Here is a 21,294-nt window from a genome sequence, read left to right as displayed (position 1 = left end):
GCCGTCTCTGCTGTCGCGCGATCTGATCGCGCGTCTCGACGCATGCCGCTTTGCGGCAAGACCCATCGATTCGAAGGTTATGTCCCATGAAGATCCAGCTCCCGCGCGCCGTCCAGGCCGCGCTCGTCGCCGTTGCGTTGCTCGGCACCACCACCCTCTCGCGCGCCGATATCAAGGACTACGAATTCCGCCTCGCTGAGCCGACCGTCTCGGTCGGCAAGGACAGGATCGTCACCGTTCAGCTGATCAATAAGGCCACCGGCAAGCCGGTGCCGGATGCGGTGATCTTTGCGACCCGGCTCGACATGGGCGCGGACGGCATGCCCGAAATGGCGACCAAGATCGTCCGCGAGCCGGGCGGCGAGCCGGGCAGCTACCGCTTCAAGGCGGTGTTCGGCATGGAAGGCCACTGGACGCTGTCGCTCGGCGCCAAGGTGCAAAGCGAGACCGGGTCGGTCGAAACCAAGCTCGTCATCACGGCGAAGAAATGAGCCGCGCAAGCTTGGCCTGCGCCACCGCCGCCGCTGTGATAGCGGCGGCGAGTGGTGCCGTGTTCGGTGGCGCCGGACGTGTTTGGCATGGGCGCGATGTGGTCGCCGCGCTGGTGACGCCGGCCGCGGCGCAGACCAGCGACGAGCCGATCTATTACCAGGACCCCGACGGCAAGCCGGTCTATTCGCTGACCCCGAAGGCGACCGCCGACGGCCGCGCGTTTCGTCCGGTGCCGGCCTCTGCCGATCTCAACTTCGCCGACGCCGAGCCAGCCCCGGAGCCGGCCGCGCCGGTCGCAACCGACGGCGCGCGAAAAATCAAATTCTATCGCAATCCGATGGGGCTGGCCGATACCTCGCCGGTGCCGAAGAAGGACTCGATGGGGATGAATTACATCCCGGTCTATGAGGGCGAGGATCATGACGACGGCTCGGTGACGCTGTCGCCGCAGAAGATCCAGCGCAGCGGCGTGCAATCCGAACCCGCCGCGATGCGTGTGCTCGTCACCAAGGTCCGCGCGCCGGGCAGCATCCAGCTCGACGAGCGCCGGGTCTCGGTGATCGCGATGCGCTCGGAAAGCTTCATCCAGAGCGTCGCCGACGTCACCACCGGCAGCCGGGTCAGCAAGGGCGAGCCGTTGATGCAGGTCTATTCGCCGACGGTGGCGTCGGCGGCGGCCGAATATGTCTCCACCATCCAGTCGAAGGTCACCGGCGGGGTCCCGTTCTACGGCCGCGGCTCGCGCCAGCGACTGGTCAATCTCGACGTCCCCGAGGCGGCGATCGCCGCGATGGAGAACGGCGGTCCGGTGCCGACCGTGCTGCAATGGACGGCGCCGCGCGACGGCATCGTGCTGGAGCGCAACGCCATCGAGGGCATGCGCGCGCAGCCCGGCGATGTGCTGTTCCGGGTTGCCGATATCTCGGTGGTGTGGGCGCTGATCGACGTCGCCGAGCGCGACCTCGGCGCGCTGGCGATCGGGCAGAGCGTAAGGGTGCACGCGCGCGGATTTCCGGGGCGCGACTTCACCGGCAAAGTCGCGGTGATCTATCCGCAGTTCAACCGCGACACCCGCACCGCGCGGATCCGGGTCGCCTTGGCGAATCCGGATTTCGCGCTGCTGCCGGACATGTATGTCGATGCCGAGATCGACACCGGTGATCCGCAGCCGGTGCTCACCGTGCCGGAAAGTGCGGTGCTGGATTCCGGCGACCGCAAGGTGGTGCTGGTCGAGCTCGGCGCCGGGCGCTACGCGCCGCGCGACGTCAAGACCGGCCATCGCGGCGGCGGTTATGTCGAGCTGCGCGAGGGCGTCACCGACGGCGAGGCGGTGGTGACCGCCGCCACCTTCCTGATCGACGCCGAAAGCAATCTGAATGCCGCCCTGAAGGGCTTTACCGACACAGGAACGACGCCATGATCGCCCGTCTCATTGCCTGGTCGGCCCGCAATTTGCTGTTGGTGCTGTTCGGCGCCGGCTTCGCCGCCGCCGCCGGATTCTACGCGCTGCTGCATCTGCCGCTCGACGCCATCCCGGATCTGTCCGATACCCAGGTGATCATCACCACCGATTATGCCGGCCAGGCCCCGCAGGTGATCGAGGATCAGATCACCTATCCGTTGACCACCGCGATGCTGACGGTGCCGAAATCCAAGGTGGTGCGCGGCTTCTCGTTCTTCGGCGTGTCGTTCATCTATGTGATCTTCGAGGACGGCACCGACATCTATTGGGCGCGATCGCGGGTACTGGAATTCCTCAACGGCGCCGCCTCGCGGCTGCCGGCCGGGGTGGCGCCGACCATCGGACCGGACGCCACCGGCGTCGGCTGGGTCTATCAATATGCGCTGGTGTCGAAAGAGCTGAACCTCGCCGAGACCAGGACGATCCAGGACTGGAATCTGAAATTCGCGCTCGCCAAGGCCGGCGGCGTCGCCGAGATCGCCAGCGTTGGCGGCTTCGTGCGGCAATACAATGTGGTGCTCGATCCGCAACGGCTGCGCGACCTCGGCATTCCGATGCAGAAGGTGCGCGACGCGATCCGCGCCAGCAATGCCGATGTCGGCGGCCGCACCATCGAACTGTCCGAGTTCGAATATATGATCCGCGGCAAGGGCTATCTGAAAGGCGTCGACGATCTCGGCGATGTGGTGCTGAAGAGCAGCGGCGGGACCCCGGTGCTGTTGCGCGACGTCGCCCGCATCGAACTCGGCCCCGATCAGCGGCGCGGCATCACCGAACTCAACGGCGAGGGCGAGGTGGCGAGCGGCATCGTGCTGCAACGCTTCGGCGTCAACGCGCTCGACGTCATCGACAACGTCAAGCAGCGCTTCAAGGAGATCGCTTCCAGCCTGCCGAAATCGCTCGACATCGTCGCGGTCTATGACCGCTCCAATCTGATCAATGCCGCCATTGCCACGCTCAAGCACACGCTGCTCGAGGAGAGCGTGGTGGTGGCGCTGGTCTGTATCGTGTTTCTCTTGCATGTGCGCAGCGCGCTGGTGGCGATCATCATGCTGCCGGTCGGCATCCTGATGGCCTTCGCCGCCATGAAGCTCTTGGGCCTCGGCGCCAACATCATGAGCCTCGGCGGCATCGCGATCGCGATCGGCGCGATGATCGACGCCGCCATCGTGATGATCGAGAACGCCCACAAGCATCTGGAGCGGGCGCCGCCCGGCAAATCGCGGGTCGAGGTGCTGATCGAGGCCGCCGCCGAGGTCGGCCCGGCGCTGTTCTTCAGCCTGCTGATCATCACGGTGTCGTTCATGCCGATCTTCACTTTGGAATCCCAAGAGGGGCGGCTGTTCAGCCCGCTGGCCTTCACCAAGACCTTCTCGATGGCGGCGGCGGCCTTGCTGTCGGTGACGCTGGTGCCGGCCCTGATGGTGCTGTGCGTGCGCGGGCGGATCGTTCCCGAACACAAGAATCCGGTGAACCGTTTTCTGATCTGGATCTATCGCCCGGCGATCCGGGCGGTGATGAAGGCCAAGGTGCCGGTGATCGTCCTGGCGATCGCGGTGCTGGGCGTCACGGTGTGGCCGGCGCGGCAGCTCGGCACCGAATTCATGCCGAGCCTCGACGAAGGCACGCTGCTCTATATGCCGACCACGTTGCCCGGCCTGTCGGTCACCAAGGCGGCTGAATTGCTGCAGACCCAGGACAAGATCATCCGCTCGTTCCAGGAGGTCGCTTCGGTCTATGGCAAGGCCGGCCGCGCTTCGACCGCCACCGATCCGGCGCCGATGGAGATGTTCGAAACCATCATCAATCTGAAGCCGAAAGAACAGTGGCGTCCAGGCGTCACCATCGACAGCCTGACCGCCGAGATGGACCGCGCGCTGCAATTTCCCGGCGTCTCCAACGCCTGGACCATGCCGATCAAATCGCGGATCGACATGCTGTCGACCGGAATTCGCACCCCGGTCGGCGTCAAGGTGATCGGCACCGATCTGGTCGAACTCGACAAGCTCGCCAAGCAGATCGAAAAAGTGTTGAAGGCCGTGCCCGGCACCTCGTCGGCCTATGCCGAGCGCGCGCTCGGCGGCTATTATCTCGACATCGTGCCGGATCGCGCGGCGCTGTCGCGCTACGGCATCGCGATCCAGGATGTCCAGGACGTCATCGCCACCGCGCTCGGCGGCCAGACCGTGACCACCACGGTCGAAGGCCGGCAGCGCTTTTCCGTCAACATGCGCTATCCGCGCAATCTGCGCTCGAGCCCGCAGGAGATCGCCAACGACGTGCTGGTGGCGATGCCGAATGGCGGCGCGGTGCCGCTCGGCGAAATCGCCAGCATCACCCCGAGCCGCGGCCCGGGCTCGATCCGCACCGAGAACGGCCAGCTCGCCACTTACATCTATGTCGATATCCGCGACCGCGACATGGGCGGCTACGTCGCCGATGCCCAGCAGGCGGTCAAGGCGGGCGTCGCGTTTCCCTCAGGCTACTACGTGGTGTGGAGCGGGCAGTACGAATATCTCGAACGTGCCGCGTCACGGCTCAGGATCGTGGTGCCGGTGACGCTCATCATCATCTTCCTGTTGCTCTATCTCAACTTCCGTTCGATCGGCGATACGTTGATCGTGATGGCGTCGCTGCCCTTCGCGCTGGTCGGCGGAATCTGGCTGATGTGGGCGCTCGGCTTCAACCTGTCGGTGGCGGTGGTGGTCGGCTTCATCGCGCTGTCCGGCGTTGCCGCCGAGACCGGCGTGGTGATGCTGATCTATCTCAACCAGGCCTTGGCGGAGATCACCGCGACGCGCGCTGCGCAGGGCGTGCCCTTGACCCGGCAGGACATCGCCGACGCCACGATGACCGGCGCGGTGGAACGGGTGCGGCCGAAGATGATGACCGTGGTGGCGATCATGGCGGGGCTTTTGCCGATCATGTGGAGCACCGGCACCGGCTCGGAAATCATGCAGCGGATCGCGGTGCCGATGATCGGCGGCATGGTGTCCTCGACGCTGCTGACCCTGATCGTGATTCCAGCGATCTACGCGCTGACCAAGGGGGCCGGACTGCGCGGCACAAAGCCGGTTGCGAATGCCAAGCAAGATGTTGTTCAGCATCCGCGTTGACGCAATGTTTACCACTTTGCTGAAGGGGCGATTCACCAAGCCATGCGAACGCATCGCGATTTGCGAGCGAGCGCTTGCATGTGTCCCCGGCGCATCGCCGATTAACGCGCCGGCAACTTTAATTGGATAATAACAGGAAGGTTCGAATTGTCCGGAACTGAGGATGGCTCGAACAGTGTAGCGTTGCGTGAGCGTATCCATGTCAGTAATGCGTAACCGGCCGAAGGGCGCGCGGATTGTGTCCTTCGGCCTTGGTCTCTGCGTCTTCGCAGGGATGCCGACCGAAGTGGGATATCAGGACATCGCGTCGCTGCTGGCGCGTCAGCCCGGCGTTGCCGAGCGCTGGCAGAAGCGGATGTTCGCGTCGTCGTTCAGCACCATCCAGGTCGCGACCTTCTCCTTCGGCCGTCCGATTGGAACCGCATCGCCGCGCAGCACCGCCTATCGGCTGGCCCGTCTCGACAATCAGGATGCCGACATCACCGGCTCGGTGACGCGCAACCCGCTGCTGCGGCCGCCGCCGCGCTACCAGGCCGCGGATTTCCCCACCGTCGACCGCAGCATGAAGGGTGATCGCCTGGCGATCACGACGCCAGCACCGGCGGGCCCCCCCGATTCGGTCGAGGATTCCGCGACACCCAACGTCCAGGGCGCCAAGACCGCCGAGCGCGCGCCGGACGACGGCGCGGTGCTGGATGCCGAATTGGCGGCTGCGATGAAGGAAGCGCCGCTGTCGCAATACGACGTCTCGCTGTCGATGGAGACTGATCCGCTGCACGACGGCAACGTTCAGCCCGACGAAGTCGTGGCCGAGTCGGTGCCGCAGTCCGATCCGTTCTCGGTCAAGACGGCGAGCCTGTTCTTCGGCACCTCGACGCTCGGCTTGCCGGGCGAGTCGCTGGAAAGCTGGCAGCCCGGTGCAGAGCCGGTGATCGTGTTGCCGGCCGCGGCCGATCCGGACATGAAGGTGACGGCGTCGCTGCCGCTGGCGGCGGTCGACCCGCAGATTCCGGGCGAGAGCGTCGCCAGCAAGGGCAAGGTCAACGCCGACGATCAGCACGTCAAGAGCCCGGCCGAGCGGCTCGGCCTGGTCGGCTCCAGCAAGCGCGCCAAGCAGGAGAAGTGCCTGGCCGAGGCGATCTATTTCGAGGCCCGCGGCGAGAAGGTGCGCGGCCAGATCGCGGTCGCGCAAGTGGTGTTGAACCGCGCCTTTTCGGGCTTCTATCCCACCACCGTCTGCGGCGTGGTGTATCAGAACAAGCACCGCCATCTGGCCTGCCAGTTCACCTTCGCCTGCGACGATGTCGCCGATGTGGTGCGCGAGCCCGACATGTGGGACCGCGCCAAGAAAATCGCCAGGGCGATGCTCGACGGCCATCTGTGGCTGCCGGAAGTGGCCAAGTCGACGCACTACCATGCCTATTGGGTGCGGCCGTCCTGGGTCAACGAGATGAAGAAGATGTACAAGTTCGGCGTCCACACCTTCTATCGCCCGCGCAATTGGGGCGATGGCAGCGACGCGCCGAGCTGGGGCTCGGCGGCAGAGACCGCGGCGTTCTCCAAGAAACTGGCCGCGGCGGCGCAGAGCTCGGCCGAGATGTCGAGCTCGAAGAACTAGATTAATCAGCCTCGGTTGATGCGTGGCGCGCCCTGACGAACGTCAATTTGTCGCGCCCGCGAAGCCTGCCGCTTAGGCGTCGATATCGAGTGCCACGTCGAAATTCGGCGCCGAATGCGTCAGCGCGCCGGCGGAGGCGTAGTCGACGCCGGTCGCGGCGATCGCGGCGATCGAATCCTGCGTCACCCCGCCGGAGACTTCCAGGATGACGCGGCCGGCCGCGAGCGTCACCGCCTGCTTCAGCGTGGCGATGTCCATGTTGTCGAGCAGCACGACGTCGGCAAGCCCGGTGTCGAGCACCTCCTTCAACTGCTCCAGCGTGTCGACTTCGATCTCGACCTTGACCAGATGGCCGACCACCCCCCGCGCCCGCTCCAGCACCGGGCGTACCCCGCCGGCGACCGCGATGTGGTTGTCCTTGATCAGGATGGCGTCGTCGAGGCCGAAGCGATGGTTGAAGCCGCCGCCGCAGCGCACCGCGTATTTCTCCAGCGCGCGCAGCCCCGGCGTGGTCTTGCGGGTGCAGCAGATCCGCATCTTGGTGCCGCCGGTGTGGCGGACATAATTCGCCGTCAGCGTGGCGACGCCGCTCAGCCGGCCGACGAAATTCAGCGCGGTGCGCTCGCCGGCCAGCACGGCGCGGGCAGGGCCGGACATCGTCAGCAGATGAATGCCGGCCGCGACCGCTTCGCCGTCGCGAACATGGGCGTTGATGTGGATGTCGGGCGACAGCCGGGCGAAGGTCGCAACCGCCAAAGGCAGCCCGGCGATCACGCCGGTCTGGCGCGCGACCATCGTGGCGCGGGCCTGGGCCGCCTCCGGAATGGTGGCGACCGAGGTGACGTCGCCGGCGCGGCCGAGATCCTCGTCGAGCGCGCGGTGCACGGCGTCCTCGATCGCGTAGGGCGACAGAAAGGCATCGGGGTGCAGCAGCGAGGAGATAATCGGCATGATGTGATTCCGGTCAGGCCAGGATCGGACCCGCGTCGGCGCGCGTCGTCTGGCGGATGGAGGTGTTGTCCGGCAGCGACGCCGCGATATCGCGGGCCCCTGCCAGGGTGGTCATGGTGCGCCGCGCCAGCGCCGGATTTTCGGACGGGTAGTCCGATCGGAAATGCGCGCCGCGACTTTCCAGGCGCGACCATGCGGCGGTGGCGACCAACAGCGCAGTGGTCGCCATGTTGAGCATGGCGTTGCTGCTGGCGCCAGCTTCCAATTCGGCAAAGCAACGCACCGCCTCGGCGAGGCCGGTGGCGTCACGGATCACGCCGACATTGGCGCTCATCATCCGACGCAGTCGGATCTGCTGGGCAATGTCGAGCGGTGCGTTGCGGACCGCCGGCACCGGGTCGAACTGCCCGGCATGGCTGCCAAGATCGGTTGCGCCGATATCCTCGGCGATCCGCGCCGCGTAAACCACCGCCTCCAGCAGTGAATTGGAAGCCAGCCTGTTGGCGCCATGGGCGCCGGTGCAGGACACTTCGCCGGCCGCCCACAGCCCGCGCAGCGAGCTGCGGCCGTGGGTGTCGACCGCGATGCCGCCCATATGATAATGCGCCGCGGGCGCGATCGGGATCGGCTGCGTCGCCGGATCGATCCCGGCCGAGATGCAGCTCTCATAGACCGTCGGAAACTCGTCCTTGAAATGCGTGCCTAGCGCGGTGGTGGCGTCGAGAAACGCGCCGCGCCCGGCGGCGATTTCGGCGAACACGCCGCGGGCGACGATGTCGCGCGGCGCCAGCTCGGCCAGCGGGTTGAGCGCCAGCATGAAGCGCTCATTTTTGCTGTTGATCAGCACCGCGCCTTCGCCGCGCAGCGCCTCGGTGGCGAGCGGCGCTGGGTCGCGCCCGACCATGATGGCGGTGGGATGAAACTGCACGAATTCCGAATCGGCGATCAGCGCGCCGGCGCGCGCCGCCATCGCCATTCCCTGTCCGCAGGCCTCGGCCGGATTGGTGGTCACCGCATAGAGGTGGCCGATGCCGCCGGTCGCCAGCACCACCGCGCGCGCCATCATGGTGATCGGCTCGGCCGCGCCATCGCCGGCCTGGCGCAATTGCACACCCACTACCGCGCCGCCATCGGTCAGCAGCGCCTCGGCGGCGTAGCCCTCGATCACCCGGATCGACGGCGTGTTGCGCACCGCCGCGATCAGCGCGGTGATGATCGCCTGGCCCGCCATGTCGCCGCGGACATGGACGATGCGCCGCGCCGAATGCGCCGCCTCCCGCGACACTGCGAGCCGGCCTTCGAGGTCGCGGTCGAACGGCACGCCATAGTCCAGCAGATCGTGAATCCGCGCCCCGGCTTCGCGCGCCAGCCCGAGTGCCACGGCCTCGTCGACCAGCCCGGCGCCGACCGCGATGGTATCGGCGGCGTGGGATTCGGCGCTGTCGCCCTCGGCGACGGCGGCGGCGATGCCGCCTTGCGCCCAGGCCGTCGAGGCGCCCTCGCCGAGCGGCGCGACCGAGACCACGGTCACGCGCCGCGGCGCCAGTTTCAGCGCGCAGAACAGGCCGGCGAGCCCGCCGCCGACAATGACCACGTCGTTGGTCCGTTCAATCGCGTCTGCTGGCAGCGTGCTACGCATGATGCAGTCCAGTTCTCATCGGGTTGCGGCAGCGCAAGCTGTCGCGGGTCCGGCCGCGGGCGGATGTGATCGGCCTATCACGACGCCACGAGGGCGACATTGCGCCGGCGCGTGCCGGCTCAATTCTTCAGATTGATCATCCGCTCCACCGAGCGGCGCGCCTGGTCGATGATCGACGGATCGATCGTCACTTCCTCACGCAGATAGACCAGGCTGTCGAGAATCTTCGGCAGCGTGATCCGCTTCATGTGCGGGCACAGATTGCACGGCCGCGCGATCTCGAGGTCGGGCAGCTCGGCCTGGACGTTGTCGGCCATCGAGCATTCGGTGACCATCACCACCCGCGCCGGATTGTTGGTGCGCACCCAGTCGATCATGTGCGCGGTCGAGCCGGTGAAATCGGCCTCGGCCAGCACGTCGGGCGGGCATTCCGGATGCGCGATGATCTTCACCATCGGGTCGGCCTCGCGGTACAGCCGCAATTCGTCGCCGGTGAAGCGCTCATGCACCTCGCAGGCGCCCTTCCAGGCGATGATCTTCACCTTGGTCTGGGATGCGACATACTTCGCCAGATATTGATCCGGCAGAAAGATCACGGTCTCGGCGTTCAGGCTCTCGACCACATGCACGGCGTTCGACGAGGTGCAGCAGATATCAACCTCCGCCTTCACGTCGGCGGTGGTGTTGACATAGGCCACCACCGGCACGCCGGGGAAGCGCTCGCGCAGCAGCCGCACATCGGCGCCGGTGACGCTGGAGGCCAGCGAGCAACCCGCGCGCGAATCCGGAATCAGCACGGTCTTGGCCGGGTTGAGGATCTTCGACGTCTCGGCCATGAAGTGCACGCCGCATTGGACGATGGTGCCGGCCTTGACCTTGGTGGCCTCGATCGCGAGCTGCAGCGAGTCGCCGACGATGTCGGCGACGCAATGGAAGATCTCCGGGGTCTGGTAGTTGTGCGCCAGGATCACGGCGTCGCGCTCGCGCTTGAGCTCGTTGATCGCCTTGATGTAGGGCGCCATCAGCGGCCACTCGATCGGGGTGATCACCTTCTTGACCCGCTCATACAGATGCGCGGTGGCGCGCTCGACCTCGGGGGTCCATTCCAAAGACGGCATCGGCAGCGCGCGAGCGCGCTCCTGGGCGCTCACTGGCCTGCGGGCAAGCGGTGCCTGGCGGCCATGCATCGGCTGACCGAAATCGTCGGGTCCGTAGATTCCAGCAAGCGCCATTGTCGCCTCCGTTACGCCCTATATATACTCAAATTGAGCATATATAGGATTTGAGAAATCCGGCCATCATGGGCCGGCGTTCAAACGCGCTGCATTACCGACGTCTGGACATCCGCGCGCAGCATCGCGGAAAATCCAGGGGTCTATGAGAAAACCTAGTTATCCTCATAAAGAGCAAAACAAATATAGCATGCCGACCCGGGTTCCGCCAGAGCGACCGACGGCTAAATCGTCACACCTGCTGGGTCAGATTTGCATCGCTGCGCCGCACCGCGCTTTACATCGCCCCCGGGGTTTCCGTAACTCTGCGGCGAATTCGAAACGCACAGCAGGGGGGCGGGCATTGGCCACATTCAAGGCGATCCGGATCGACAAGGCAGAGAAGGGCACCAGCGTCGCGCTGACCCAGTTCGACGAGGCCGAGCTGATGGACGGCGACGTCACCGTCGCGGTCGAATGGTCCACCGTAAATTACAAGGACGGCCTCGCCGTCACCGGCAAGGCGCCGGTGGTACGGCGGTTTCCGATGATCGCCGGGATCGATCTGGCCGGCACCGTGACGCAGTCGTCGCATCCGGACTGGAAGGCCGGCGACAAGGTGATCTGCAATGGCTGGGGCATGGGCGAGACCCATCTGGGGGCCTATGCGGAGAAGGCCCGGGTCAAGGGCGACTGGCTGGTGCGGCTGCCCGAAGGGCTGTCGGCGCGCGATGCGATGGCGATCGGCACCGCCGGCTACACCGCGATGCTGAGCGTGCTGGCGCTCGAGAAACATGGCCTGACGCCGAAGGATGGCCCGGTCGTGGTTACCGGCGCCGCCGGCGGCGTCGGCTCGGTGGCGATCGCGCTATTGTCGAAGCTCGGCTATCATGTCATCGCCTCGACCGGGCGGATGTCGGAGGCCGACTATCTGAAAGACCTCGGCGCCGCCGAAGTGATCGATCGCGCCGAGTTGTCCGGCCCGGCCAAGCCGCTCGCCAAGGAGCGCTGGGCCGGCGGCATCGACAGCGTCGGCTCCACCACCCTGGCCAATCTGTTGTCGATGACGAAATATCGCGGCGCCATCGCCGCCTGCGGTCTGGCAGCCGGCATGGATCTGCCGAGTTCGGTGGCGCCGTTCATTTTGCGCGGCGTGTGTCTTTACGGCATCGATTCGGTGATGTGCCCGATCGCGTTGCGAAAGCAGGCCTGGGAGCGGCTGGCGAGCGATCTCGACCACGCAAAATTGGCTGAAATCACTCAGGAAATCAATCTGGACGAGGTCATCGCGGCGGGCGCCCGGGTGCTCGAAGGCAAGGTCCGGGGCCGCATCGTGGTAAAAATTGTCTGACTCGTTCAGACTTTACCAACCAAGCTGCGCCAAGGTTGCGCCACGGTTTGTATGGTAAGGAACGGGTAAAGGCCAGACCCGGGGCCCAGTAGGTCGGAGTTCGAGCATGTTCGCGCGGTTTGTGTTGGGAGCCCTTGCGGCCGGCGCCTTGGTGGCACCGGCCATCGCCGGATCGATGAATGCCGAAGAAGCCCGTAAATTCGTCGCCGGCAAGGTGTTTGCCTTCACCTGCTTTGACGGCACCCGCGGCGCCGGCCGGGTGTTCGACAATGGCGGCGCGGCGGGCGCGGTGCAGTTCTCGGGCTCCGGTCCGAACCGGCATATGCGGCTTCCCGGCAATACGCTTCAGGTTCGCGGCCAGTCGATCTGCGCCTCGATCAAGGGCCTTCCGTTCGAACCTTGCTTCAACCTGGTCAAGAAGGACGACCATAGCTTTCGTGGTTCGGTCGCAGGTTTGAGTTTCGCCTATTGCGATTTCAACCATCAAGGCGGCAACCAGATGCTGATGGCGCGCGCCCAGGCGCGCCCGCGCTCGCTGCGGGCGCCGCGGCCGGCCCGCTCCGAGGCGTTGCGAACCGAGGTGACCTCGCGCGTCGAAACCCCGCGGGTGGAGACGGCGAAGATCGATCCGGTCAAGCTCGATCCGGCGACCACCGGTTCGGCGAAGGCCCAGGGCATTTCCGAATTGCGCCAGTCGACCGACTGATCTCGTCATTGAGAAGTTAGCGCCGGCCGCGCACCCGCAGGCCGGGCGCCGGGCGTTCCTGCAAGACTTCGCGGCGGAAACGAAACAGCGCCGCCGGCCGTCCGCCGGTCTGGGTCGACATTTCGCCGGTCGGCTCCACCAGCGCGCCGGCCTCCACCAGCCGACGGAAATTCTGCTTATGCAGATGCCGCCCGGAGATCGCCTCCACGGTGTGCTGCAAATCGGTGAGGGTGAATTCCGGCGGCAGCAATTCGAACACGACCGGCCGATATTTCAACTTGGCGCGCAGCCGCGCGATCGCGGTGGCGAGAATCCGGCGATGATCGAAGCGCATCGGCACGCCAAGGGCCGGGACGCTGTCGCGCGCCAGTGCCGCCGGGCGGCCGTCGCGGCGGGCTTCCTCGATCAGGCCGGCTTCGTACAGCAATTCGTAGCGGTCGAGCACCCGCTCCTCGTCCCATTGCGCGCCGTCGATGCCGAAGAACAGCCGGACCCGGTCCTTGCGGCCCAGCGCCCGATTGGTTTCGGGTTGCTCGGCCTGCGCGGCCCAGGCGGTCAATTCGGGAATGATATCGCGCTCGATGATCTGCGGCCGCGCCGCGCGCCAGTCTTCCCAGGGGAAATAGCGGTACCACGGTTCGAAGCTGGCGCCCGGCGCGCGGGTGGCGTTGTCGGCGGCGCGGGTCAGCGCCAGATAGCCGATCGAAGCGACATGGACGTCGGTGTCGCCGATCCTGGCGTGGCGGCCGCGGTCGCCGAACGTGTAGAGCTGCTCGACATAGCCCAGCCGCAGCCCGGTCTGCTCCTCGACCCAGGCCCGCAGCCCGATCTCGAAGGTGCGGTGGGTGATGGCTTCGAACGGGCCGAACGGCAGGCCGGCGAGATTCTCGCCGCCGCCGCCCCAGGCGGTCAGCACCAGCGGCTCATTGTCCTCGATCGCGACGATCGCAGCGGTCAGCCCGATTTCGATCGGCGTCGGCAGCTTGTCGATCATGCGGCGTCGGTCATGTCAGTCGAGATCGACGCGGAACGGCTGGCCTTCGATCGTCATGCTGCCCGGGCCGATCTCATCCAGCGCGCGCAGCATCCGCCCGTCTCGGCCCAAAGCGCGGTCGGCCAGCGCCACGATCAGCCGGTTCGGGAAGGCGGTCGGCGAGGCGGCGCGGATCTGCCTTGCGATCACCGCCTCGTCGCGGTGCGGATTGAGCATGCAGGCCGCCGCAAAGGCGCTGGCGGTGGAGCGGCTGATCCCCGCATAGCAATGCACCACCAGCGGCGCGCTACGGTCCCAGTTGCGGACGAAATCCAGCACCTGGCCGACATGCAGCGCCGAGGGCGCGACGAAGCCGTCCATGTCCTCGGTGATGTCGTCGATCTGCACCCGCAGATGATTGGCCTCCTGCACCGAGGCCGGGCGCTGCACCTGGGCGACATTGGCCATCACCGTGAGGATGTGGCTGGCGCCGGTGGCCTCGACGGTGGGATGCAATGCGGCGAGCGAGCAGACGTGAATCATGAGCCGTCCTGGGGTTGGCGCTATCATAAGGCTGCGCAGCTCAAGGCGAAAGCGTGATGACGGCCCGAACCGACAGTCTGCGCCCACGCCGCGGCGGATGCCTGTTCAATTCTGTACCGCCTTGAAGCGGGCCAGGAACTGCTTTTCGGCCTTTCCGGCCGACCACGGCGTCATATAGTCCTGCAACGACGCCTCGGGCAGGCCGGGGTCGCTGCCGAACAGGCGTTTGGCTTCCGCCTTGGTGAAGCCGGCGAGGTAGGTGGCCTCCAGATAGGCGGCGCCGCGGTCGGCGGTCTTGATCTGGCGTTCGAGCTGCTCGTCGAGCACCGCCGGCAGGCCGAAGCGGATGTGGATGGCGCCCAGCAGGCGCTTCTCGACGATCTTGTAGGCGCCGCCGATCACCGCCTTGAACGGCGAGATCATGTCGCCGATGACATATTCGGGCGCGTCGTGCAGCAGCGCCGCGAGCCGCAGCCGGTGGTCGACCCGGGGATTGCGCTGGCGCATCACGGCCTCGACCAGCAGCGTGTGCTGCGCCACCGAGAAGATATGCGCGCCGCTGGTCTGCCCGTTCCAGCGCGCCACCCGCGCCAGCCCATGGGCAATGTCGGCCACTTCGATGTCGAGCGGCGAGGGATCGAGCAGATCGAGCCGGCGTCCCGACAGCATGCGCTGCCAGACCCGGGAGGCGGCGGCGCTTGGTTTGGCTTTTGATGTGGTCATGATGGCGGGCGGTAGCTCTCGGTCACGGATCTTCGCCGTTATCCCGCGATTCCCGCGCTGGCGCTAAAGTTTATTCGCGGTGTCGGCAGACCCTGTCATTCCGGGGCGCGCGCAGAGCGCGTCATCGACGCGCGATGCGGGCGAACCCGGAATCTCGCCGACCGCAATGCCCGCAAGATTCCGGGTTCGCGCGAGCTGCGCTCGCGCGCCCCGGAATGACCGGCTTGTGACGGGTCAGCGCGTTACCCGCGCCGGCTTCTTCGCCGCGCCGCAGGTGGCGTGGCAGTGGCAGCTCACCAGATGGTCGTTGACCATGCCGGTGGCTTGCATGAAGGCATAGACGATGGTCGGGCCGACGAATTTGAAGCCGCGCGCCGCCAGCTCCTTGGAGATCTTGATCGACAGCGGCGTCGAGGCCGGCACGCTGGCGGTGGTCTTGAAGGCGTTGACCTTCGGCGCGCCGCCGACGAAGTCCCACAGCCATTTGGAAAAGCCCGGGCCCTCTTCCTGGATCTTCAGCCAGGCCTTGGCGCTGCCGATCGCGCCCTCGATCTTGGCCCGGTTGCGCACGATCCCGGCGTCGGTCATCAGCGCTTCCACCTTGGCGTCGTCGTAGCGCGCGATCTTGGCCGGATCGAAATCGTCGAAGGCGGCGCGGAAATTGTCGCGCTTGCGCAGGATTGTGATCCACGACAGCCCGGCCTGGAAGCCGTCGAGGATCAGCTTTTCGAACAAAGCGCGGTCGTCATATTCCGGCACGCCCCATTCGGTGTCGTGATAGGCGAGATAGAGCGGATCCTCGCCCGGCCACGGGCAGCGCGTCAGCCCATCGGCATGCAGCTTCGCCCGTGTCATGCCACGGTCTTCTTGGCCGCGACGGCCAGATCGGCCGGATCGACGAGCTGCAGCGTGGTGCCGCCCGCGATCAGCGGCAGGCCGGCCTCCAGCGCGTCGGCGACGCGGTCGACGCGCATCAGCGCGAGGCCGCGGCCGTCCGCCGCCGATCCCATGCTGCCGACGGTCTTGTCGCCGGCGACGATGTCGCTGCCAGGCCCCGGAATCGTGCCGTCGAGCGTGACCCGCACGATCCGGGTCCGCGCGGTGCCGCGATGGTGCATCCGCGACACCACCTCCTGGCCGACATAGCAGCCCTTGTCGAAATCGACGCCGTGCAGCCGGTCCATATTGGCCTCGTGCGGAAAGGCGTCGCCATAGCCGAAATCGACGCCGCCGGCCGGCGCGCCGCAGTCGATCCGATGCGCCTCATAGGCGGCGGCATCGAGCAGTTGCGCGCCGATCAGATCGGCGGTCTTTTGCACCAGCTCCTGCGGCAGCAGGATGCGCCAGCCGAGCCGGTCGCCGCGCGGATCGGCGAAGCTGAAATCGGGTTGTGTCGGCATTGCGCCATCCCATGCCGCCAGCACGCCGAGCCGGTCGGAGAGGTTTTCCACCAACACCTTGGCGCGCAATTTGTAGAATTTCAGCTTGTCGGCCAGCGGCTGCGCCAGCGTGCGGGCGCAGTCGATGAAGAACCCGCCGCCATCGTCCGCGGTGGCTTCAGTGATGAAGAAATCCGCGATGATCTTGCCCTGCGGCGTCAGCAGCGCGCCGAATCGGCCGGTGCCGGGCCGCAATTTGGTGATGTCGGTGGTGAAGAGGCCATTGAGATAATGCCGGGCATCGTCGCCGCTGACCTTGATCACGCCCCGATCGGGCAGGAACGCTGCTTTCATGTCGAATTCTTTCCTGGCGCCCGCTCGGAACTGGGTTGCGGACCTGCCGGTGCTGGATGTTACATCGCAACGTAAGCGGCTAGGGTGCCGTCAACAAGGCTGCAAGAACCGCGCCGCGTTCCATGCCGGCACTTCGAGGACCGATGACCACATTCGACACGATTTTGAAATCCGGCACTATCGTCAACCAGGACGGCGAGGGGGTCGGCGACATCGGCATCAAGGCCGGCCGCATCGCCGCGCTGGGTGCGCTGGGTGCAGCCTCGGCCGCCGAAACCATCGACTGCAGGGGGCTGCATATCCTGCCCGGCGTGATCGATACCCAGGTGCATTTCCGCGAGCCCGGCCTGACCCACAAGGAAGACCTCGAAACCGGCTCGCGCAGCGCGGTGATGGGCGGCGTCACCGCGGTGTTCGAAATGCCCAACACCGCGCCGCTAACCGTCACCGCGGAAGCCTTCGCCGACAAGGTCAGCCGCGGCCATCACCGGATGCATTGCGATTTCGCGTTCTTCATCGGCGGCACCCGCGACAATGTCGCCGATCTGCCGACGCTGGAACGTGCGCCGGGCTGCGCCGGTGTGAAAGTCTTCATCGGCTCCTCCACCGGCAGCCTGCTGGTCGAGGATGACGACAGCATCCGCCAGATTCTGCGCGTGATCCAGCGCCGCGCCGCGTTCCACGCCGAGGACGAATACCGGCTGAACGACCGCAAGGATCTGCGGATCGCGGGCGATCCGCGCTCGCATCCGGTGTGGCGCGACGAGGTCGCGGCGCTGATGGCGACGCAGCGCCTGGTGGCGCTGGCGCGCGAGACCGGCAAGCGGATTCACGTGCTGCATATTTCGACCAAAGAAGAGATCGCATTTCTGCGCGACCACAAGGATGTGGCGTCCTGCGAGGCGACGCCGCATCATCTGACGCTGGTTGCACCCGACTGCTACGAGCGGCTCGGCACCTTGGCGCAGATGAATCCGCCGGTGCGCGACGCCAGCCATCGCGACGGCATCTGGCACGGCATCGAACAGGGCATCGTCGACGTGCTCGGCTCCGATCACGCCCCGCATACGCTGGAAGAGAAGGCGAAAACCTATCCGGCCTCGCCGTCCGGCATGACCGGGGTGCAGACGCTGGTGCCGCTGATGCTGGACCACGTCAATGCCGGCCGCTTGTCGCTGGCGCGCTTCGTCGATCTGTCCAGCGCCGGGCCGGCGCGATTGTTCAACATCGCCTGCAAGGGCCGGATCGCCGCCGGCTATGACGCCGATTTCACATTGGTCGATCTCAAGCGCAGCGAGGTCATCACCAATGATTGGGTCGCCTCGCGCGCCGGCTGGACGCCCTATGACGGCGTCCGCGTCACCGGCTGGCCGGTCGGCACCTTCGTCCGCGGCGCCCGGGTGATGTGGCAAGGCGAGTTGCTGACGCCATCGACCGGCGAGCCGGTGCGGTTCCTGGAGACGCTGAAGCCGTAAGCTGAGCGTAGCCCCCGCCAGCCGAATGTGACCGCGGCCGGAACCTTTATCCGTGCTTTCGCGTATCCCCCGCGCGCCAAGAATCGGCGATTGAATCGGCGATTCTTGATCGGTTCGGAAGGTTAACGGATCGTCAATCGATCGATTCTAGCCTGGGTGACCGACGTTGACCGATGAGGGGAATTCCGATGGAAGCTCAGAAAACGGCAGTCGACGCGATCGTGGTCTTGACTGGATGCGATCGAGACTGGGTGACGACGTTCGTTCGCCGGTTCTACCTGGCCGGGGTCAAGGACCCCAAGCGGCTCACCTTCAAGGGGTTGCAGCTGGTCGCGCGCAATTGACGGCTTGCTGATTCGGCCGCTTCGCTAGCTCGGCAAGCGGTCATTGCGAGGCGCGAGCAGCGCAAGCTGCGAGCGAACCCGCAATCTTGCGATCGTCTTCAACCTTGAAATTGCGCTCGCGCGTAGGCCTATTGCCTCGCCTGCATGATCGAGAATTCGCCGTTGCGCACCCGGCCCGGCAGGCCCTCGACGAATTTCGCCACCGCGTCCTCGCCATAAGTGCTGACCAGTTCGGCGAAGGCGGTGAACAGGCTGGCCTGCGCCAGGCAGTCGCCATCGACGCCGTCATGCATGGCCTCGGCCCAGGCTTCGTTCAGATAGCTCAGCGCGGCCTGTTTCTGTTCCTGATCGGGCAGCGGGTCGCGGGCGGTGGTGAAATCTGATTGCTGGCTCATGAAACTCAACAGGCTGGAGCGCGGTCCACTGCGGAGCGCGTTGAATACCGCAGTGTTAGCACGCGATTCGGGGGCGCCTAGGCCAGTTCTTTAAGAAAGGTTAATGGCGGCGGCCCGATCTCGCTGTGCCGAGAACCGGGCTCAGGCCCTCGGGAGCTTGATCCGTGATGGGGCAAATTCCTCGGAAGATGCGTTGCAAGCGTCGGTGCCGGCCGCTTGCGGCCTTGATCCCACTGCCGGTTTGGTCCGCGCTCTCTGAAATCAATGCCGCGCAGCTTGAAGTTGCATTTTTTCCTAAGCTTCAAGGTAAAATAGTATTTGAAATAACACGCCGATCCGTCCAGAAATAAATTCTTCGATTCAAATTGCGGGTGAATTGTCCGCGAAAGGCGCGCGCATTGGTCAGGATGATCAAGGAATCGACGGAAGGTGTGCGCTCCAAGGATAGCTTTGACTTTTGGCGGGAGAAGGCCACGCCGCTTGTCAATGCGCACCGTCCGGCCTCTGCGGCTCCGTTCTCCGCCAGTCGCCAGATGGCCGCGGTCACGCTGGGCAGCTTCGTGGACACCCGCAGCGATGCATTGGGAATCGAACAGACCGCGAAGCAGATCCGTCAGCAGGACAGCGACAATATCGCGATCTCGATGGTCGTGTCCGGCGACTGCTACCAGCAGCAGGGCGACACCAGCGTCGAGGTCGGTTATGGCGGGATTGCGATCGTCGATATGAACAGCCCTTACGCCGTTGGATCGTCGAGCGCCTACAGGGAGCTTCGCGTGCACCTGCCGCGCGATGTCTTCACGGCGCAGATCGGACGCGTCGAGACGCTGGCCGGCCGCGACTATGCCGCCGGCGGCGCGCTGCACCGGTTGTTTGCGTCATACTTCCGGGAATTCGCCGAGGTGCTGCCGGCGATGTCGACCACGGAGGCCGATCGCGGTTTTGAAGGCTTGCTCTATTTGTTGCAGTCGGCCGTGGCCGGTCGCGCGCCTGTTGCGAAAAACCAGGTGGGACCGGAAGCGCTGCGCAGCCTGGCCGAGACCTACATCCGCCGCCATCTGCACGACCCGGACCTCGATCCGCACCGGATAGCGGCGGCGTTGAGCATATCCCGAACGCGGTTGTACGAGGTATTTGCCGAAACCGACGGCGTGGCCGCGACGATCCTTGCGGCTCGGCTCGACGCCGCACAACGCATGTTGATGCTGCCGGGTGGGGCGGCGATCGGCGTTGTGCTGCTGGACTGCGGCTTTCGTGATGCGCCAACCTTCAACCGGGCCTTTCGACGCCGCTTCGGCATGACGCCCACTGACCTGCGGGCCATGAGCCAGGGCAGGTAAGCTTCGCCATTCAATCACGACTGGAACCAGCGCTCGATATCGGCGGTCGCTTCGGCGTGCGACCAATCCGTCAGCGAAGGATCGTGAGCGGAGCGCGTGCGCAGGTCCGACGGCGTGTAGCCGAACTCCTTGACGAAGACGCGCCGGAAGCTGCGGATGTCCGTCACGCCCCGCCGTTCGGCGATCCCGCTCAACGGCTGGTCCGGAAATCGCCCTGACGCAATGTCGCGATGCACGGCGCGCAGGCGCATCGCCAGGATCATGGCCTGGATGCCGCCGCTGTCGTTGAACATCCGGTAAAGGCTCGAACGCGACAGCGAAAATCTCTTGCAGACGATTTCGGGGCCGAGCTGGCGATCACCGATGTGTTGGGCCAGAAACCGGCGTATGGCCACCGCATCGACGCACCTCGCCTTTTTGCCGGTTCCGGCGTTTGGCGCCGGTGCTCCGAAACATGCGGTCAGGTGGGCGATCGTCAGGGCAACCATGCGTTTGGCATCGCGGTCGCTAATTGGATCAGGCAATTCCAACATTGCGCGCATCAGGTGACCCAGCAGCACCGCCTCCGTCGTTGCCGCGCCGAAAACTTTTCCCTCGTGCCCGCGCGTCCATCGCATCTGCGCATCGACGAACTCCATCGGCAAAATCAGGCCGAACCAGGTCGCATCCTGGATGGCGAGATTCTGGGTGCCGCCGTGGCGGGACAGAATGACTTCGCCGGGACCGACCGAGACCTGGCGGCCGTTGGAGGTTCCGACCATGCGACCGCTCTCGCAGAGATTGATGAAGACATTGTCGCGCTGGATCTGGCTCGCCATGTCCTCGCTGCGAATGAAGCGGAATGTGTCGGAGCAGAGCCGCACCGCCATCAGCGGTCCGATGACGCGCGTGCGGAACTCACCCTCGAATGTAGCCACGATCGCAGCGTCGATCTCGATCGTCGCGGTGGCGCCCAGCGCCTCACGCCATGCAGCCAGACGATGTTGTCCGCTGCCCGCATTGACCGTCAGGCACTGTTCCCTGGAGTTACTCTGCAACGCTGTCTCGTCAGACGAAGCACGAGCAGGGAGTGCAACAGGAGCAAGGCGGCGGGCCATCAATTCCTTGGGGTTGGAGAGGACCTCAATTGCGATGAGCAACGTAAGCCATCCAGGGGCTGGCGATAATTGCACTGCGTCCGGGAGGCTTGTCGATGCGTCCGGCGGCGTTGTTTTTTTCGAAG

At 65.7% G+C, this 21,294-nt stretch carries 18 protein-coding genes; 8 read left to right on the top strand and 10 right to left on the bottom strand.

Annotated elements, in window-relative coordinates:
- The first annotated feature begins 86 nt into the window (after positions 1-86).
- The 4 genes from RBJ75_RS16070 to RBJ75_RS16055 all read left to right on the top strand — a co-directional run bounded on the left by RBJ75_RS16070 (position 87) and on the right by RBJ75_RS16055 (position 6,688).
- A complete protein-coding gene (locus tag RBJ75_RS16070; RefSeq protein ID WP_044404825.1) occupies positions 87-491 on the top strand; it encodes a FixH family protein in 405 nt (134 codons plus the stop codon).
- Positions 488-1,912 (top strand): efflux RND transporter periplasmic adaptor subunit, encoded by a 1,425-nt coding sequence (locus tag RBJ75_RS16065; RefSeq protein WP_044404824.1) that lies wholly within the window; start codon positions 488-490, stop codon positions 1,910-1,912. The genes RBJ75_RS16070 and RBJ75_RS16065 overlap by 4 nt, the downstream gene beginning before the upstream one ends.
- Entirely contained in the window at positions 1,909-5,070 is a 3,162-nt protein-coding gene (locus RBJ75_RS16060; RefSeq protein ID WP_317528499.1) for a CusA/CzcA family heavy metal efflux RND transporter, read from the top strand. Before RBJ75_RS16065 ends, RBJ75_RS16060 begins: the two co-directional genes overlap by 4 nt.
- Before the next feature lie 199 nt (positions 5,071-5,269).
- Entirely contained in the window at positions 5,270-6,688 is a 1,419-nt protein-coding gene (locus RBJ75_RS16055) for a cell wall hydrolase (RefSeq protein ID WP_044415259.1), read from the top strand.
- A gap of 72 nt (positions 6,689-6,760) precedes the next feature.
- On the opposite strand, the gene nadC is transcribed toward RBJ75_RS16055, so the two are convergent.
- The 3 genes from nadC to nadA all read right to left on the bottom strand — a co-directional run bounded on the left by nadC (position 6,761) and on the right by nadA (position 10,510).
- Positions 6,761-7,639 (bottom strand): carboxylating nicotinate-nucleotide diphosphorylase, encoded by an 879-nt coding sequence (gene nadC, locus RBJ75_RS16050; RefSeq protein ID WP_044415260.1) that lies wholly within the window; start codon positions 7,637-7,639, stop codon positions 6,761-6,763.
- Between the two features lie 13 nt (positions 7,640-7,652).
- A complete protein-coding gene (locus RBJ75_RS16045; RefSeq protein ID WP_044415261.1) occupies positions 7,653-9,278 on the bottom strand; it encodes an L-aspartate oxidase in 1,626 nt (541 codons plus the stop codon).
- Between the two features lie 119 nt (positions 9,279-9,397).
- Positions 9,398-10,510, bottom strand: coding sequence for a quinolinate synthase NadA (gene nadA, locus RBJ75_RS16040; protein WP_276156752.1), 1,113 nt, complete (start codon positions 10,508-10,510; stop codon positions 9,398-9,400).
- Positions 10,511-10,853: 343 nt separating this feature from the next.
- Here nadA and RBJ75_RS16035 point away from each other — a divergent pair, with 343 nt between their 5' ends.
- Entirely contained in the window at positions 10,854-11,840 is a 987-nt protein-coding gene (locus tag RBJ75_RS16035; RefSeq protein WP_276156751.1) for an MDR family oxidoreductase, read from the top strand.
- Between the two features lie 106 nt (positions 11,841-11,946).
- Positions 11,947-12,546, top strand: coding sequence for a hypothetical protein (locus tag RBJ75_RS16030; RefSeq protein WP_044408771.1), 600 nt, complete (start codon positions 11,947-11,949; stop codon positions 12,544-12,546).
- Positions 12,547-12,562: 16 nt separating this feature from the next.
- Here the strand turns inward: RBJ75_RS16030 and RBJ75_RS16025 are convergent, their stop codons facing one another.
- The 5 genes from RBJ75_RS16025 to RBJ75_RS16005 form a co-directional block, all read right to left on the bottom strand.
- Complete coding sequence (locus tag RBJ75_RS16025; RefSeq protein WP_044408768.1) at positions 12,563-13,540, bottom strand: NUDIX hydrolase; 978 nt, start codon at positions 13,538-13,540, stop codon at positions 12,563-12,565.
- A gap of 15 nt (positions 13,541-13,555) precedes the next feature.
- Positions 13,556-14,062, bottom strand: a complete 507-nt coding sequence (locus tag RBJ75_RS16020; protein WP_044408765.1) for a tyrosine phosphatase family protein — start codon at positions 14,060-14,062, stop codon at positions 13,556-13,558.
- Positions 14,063-14,167: 105 nt separating this feature from the next.
- On the bottom strand, positions 14,168-14,785 hold the full coding sequence (locus RBJ75_RS16015; protein WP_044408762.1) for a YfbR-like 5'-deoxynucleotidase: 618 nt from the start codon (positions 14,783-14,785) through the stop codon (positions 14,168-14,170).
- A gap of 234 nt (positions 14,786-15,019) precedes the next feature.
- A complete protein-coding gene (locus RBJ75_RS16010; RefSeq protein WP_044408759.1) occupies positions 15,020-15,640 on the bottom strand; it encodes a DNA-3-methyladenine glycosylase I in 621 nt (206 codons plus the stop codon).
- Positions 15,637-16,518 (bottom strand): YgfZ/GcvT domain-containing protein, encoded by an 882-nt coding sequence (locus RBJ75_RS16005; protein ID WP_044408756.1) that lies wholly within the window; start codon positions 16,516-16,518, stop codon positions 15,637-15,639. Before RBJ75_RS16005 ends, RBJ75_RS16010 begins: the two co-directional genes overlap by 4 nt.
- Before the next feature lie 143 nt (positions 16,519-16,661).
- On the opposite strand from RBJ75_RS16005, the gene RBJ75_RS16000 reads away from it, so the two are divergent.
- A complete protein-coding gene (locus RBJ75_RS16000; RefSeq protein WP_044408753.1) occupies positions 16,662-17,993 on the top strand; it encodes a dihydroorotase in 1,332 nt (443 codons plus the stop codon).
- A 472-nt stretch (positions 17,994-18,465) separates the two neighbouring features.
- Here the strand turns inward: RBJ75_RS16000 and RBJ75_RS15995 are convergent, their stop codons facing one another.
- Positions 18,466-18,732, bottom strand: a complete 267-nt coding sequence (locus RBJ75_RS15995) for a hypothetical protein (protein ID WP_044408777.1) — start codon at positions 18,730-18,732, stop codon at positions 18,466-18,468.
- Positions 18,733-19,139: 407 nt separating this feature from the next.
- On the opposite strand from RBJ75_RS15995, the gene RBJ75_RS15990 reads away from it, so the two are divergent.
- Complete coding sequence (locus RBJ75_RS15990) at positions 19,140-20,072, top strand: helix-turn-helix domain-containing protein (protein WP_044408750.1); 933 nt, start codon at positions 19,140-19,142, stop codon at positions 20,070-20,072.
- A gap of 14 nt (positions 20,073-20,086) precedes the next feature.
- Here the strand turns inward: RBJ75_RS15990 and RBJ75_RS15985 are convergent, their stop codons facing one another.
- A complete protein-coding gene (locus RBJ75_RS15985; protein WP_160297925.1) occupies positions 20,087-21,211 on the bottom strand; it encodes a helix-turn-helix domain-containing protein in 1,125 nt (374 codons plus the stop codon).
- Between the last annotated feature and the right edge of the window lie 83 nt (positions 21,212-21,294).

The organism is Rhodopseudomonas sp. BAL398 (assembly GCF_033001325.1).
In the GTDB taxonomy this organism is placed as follows: Bacteria; Pseudomonadota; Alphaproteobacteria; order Rhizobiales; family Xanthobacteraceae; genus JARJEH01.
The sequence above is the reverse complement of the archived record's forward strand: the minus strand, read 5'-3'. Positions and strand labels throughout refer to the sequence as shown.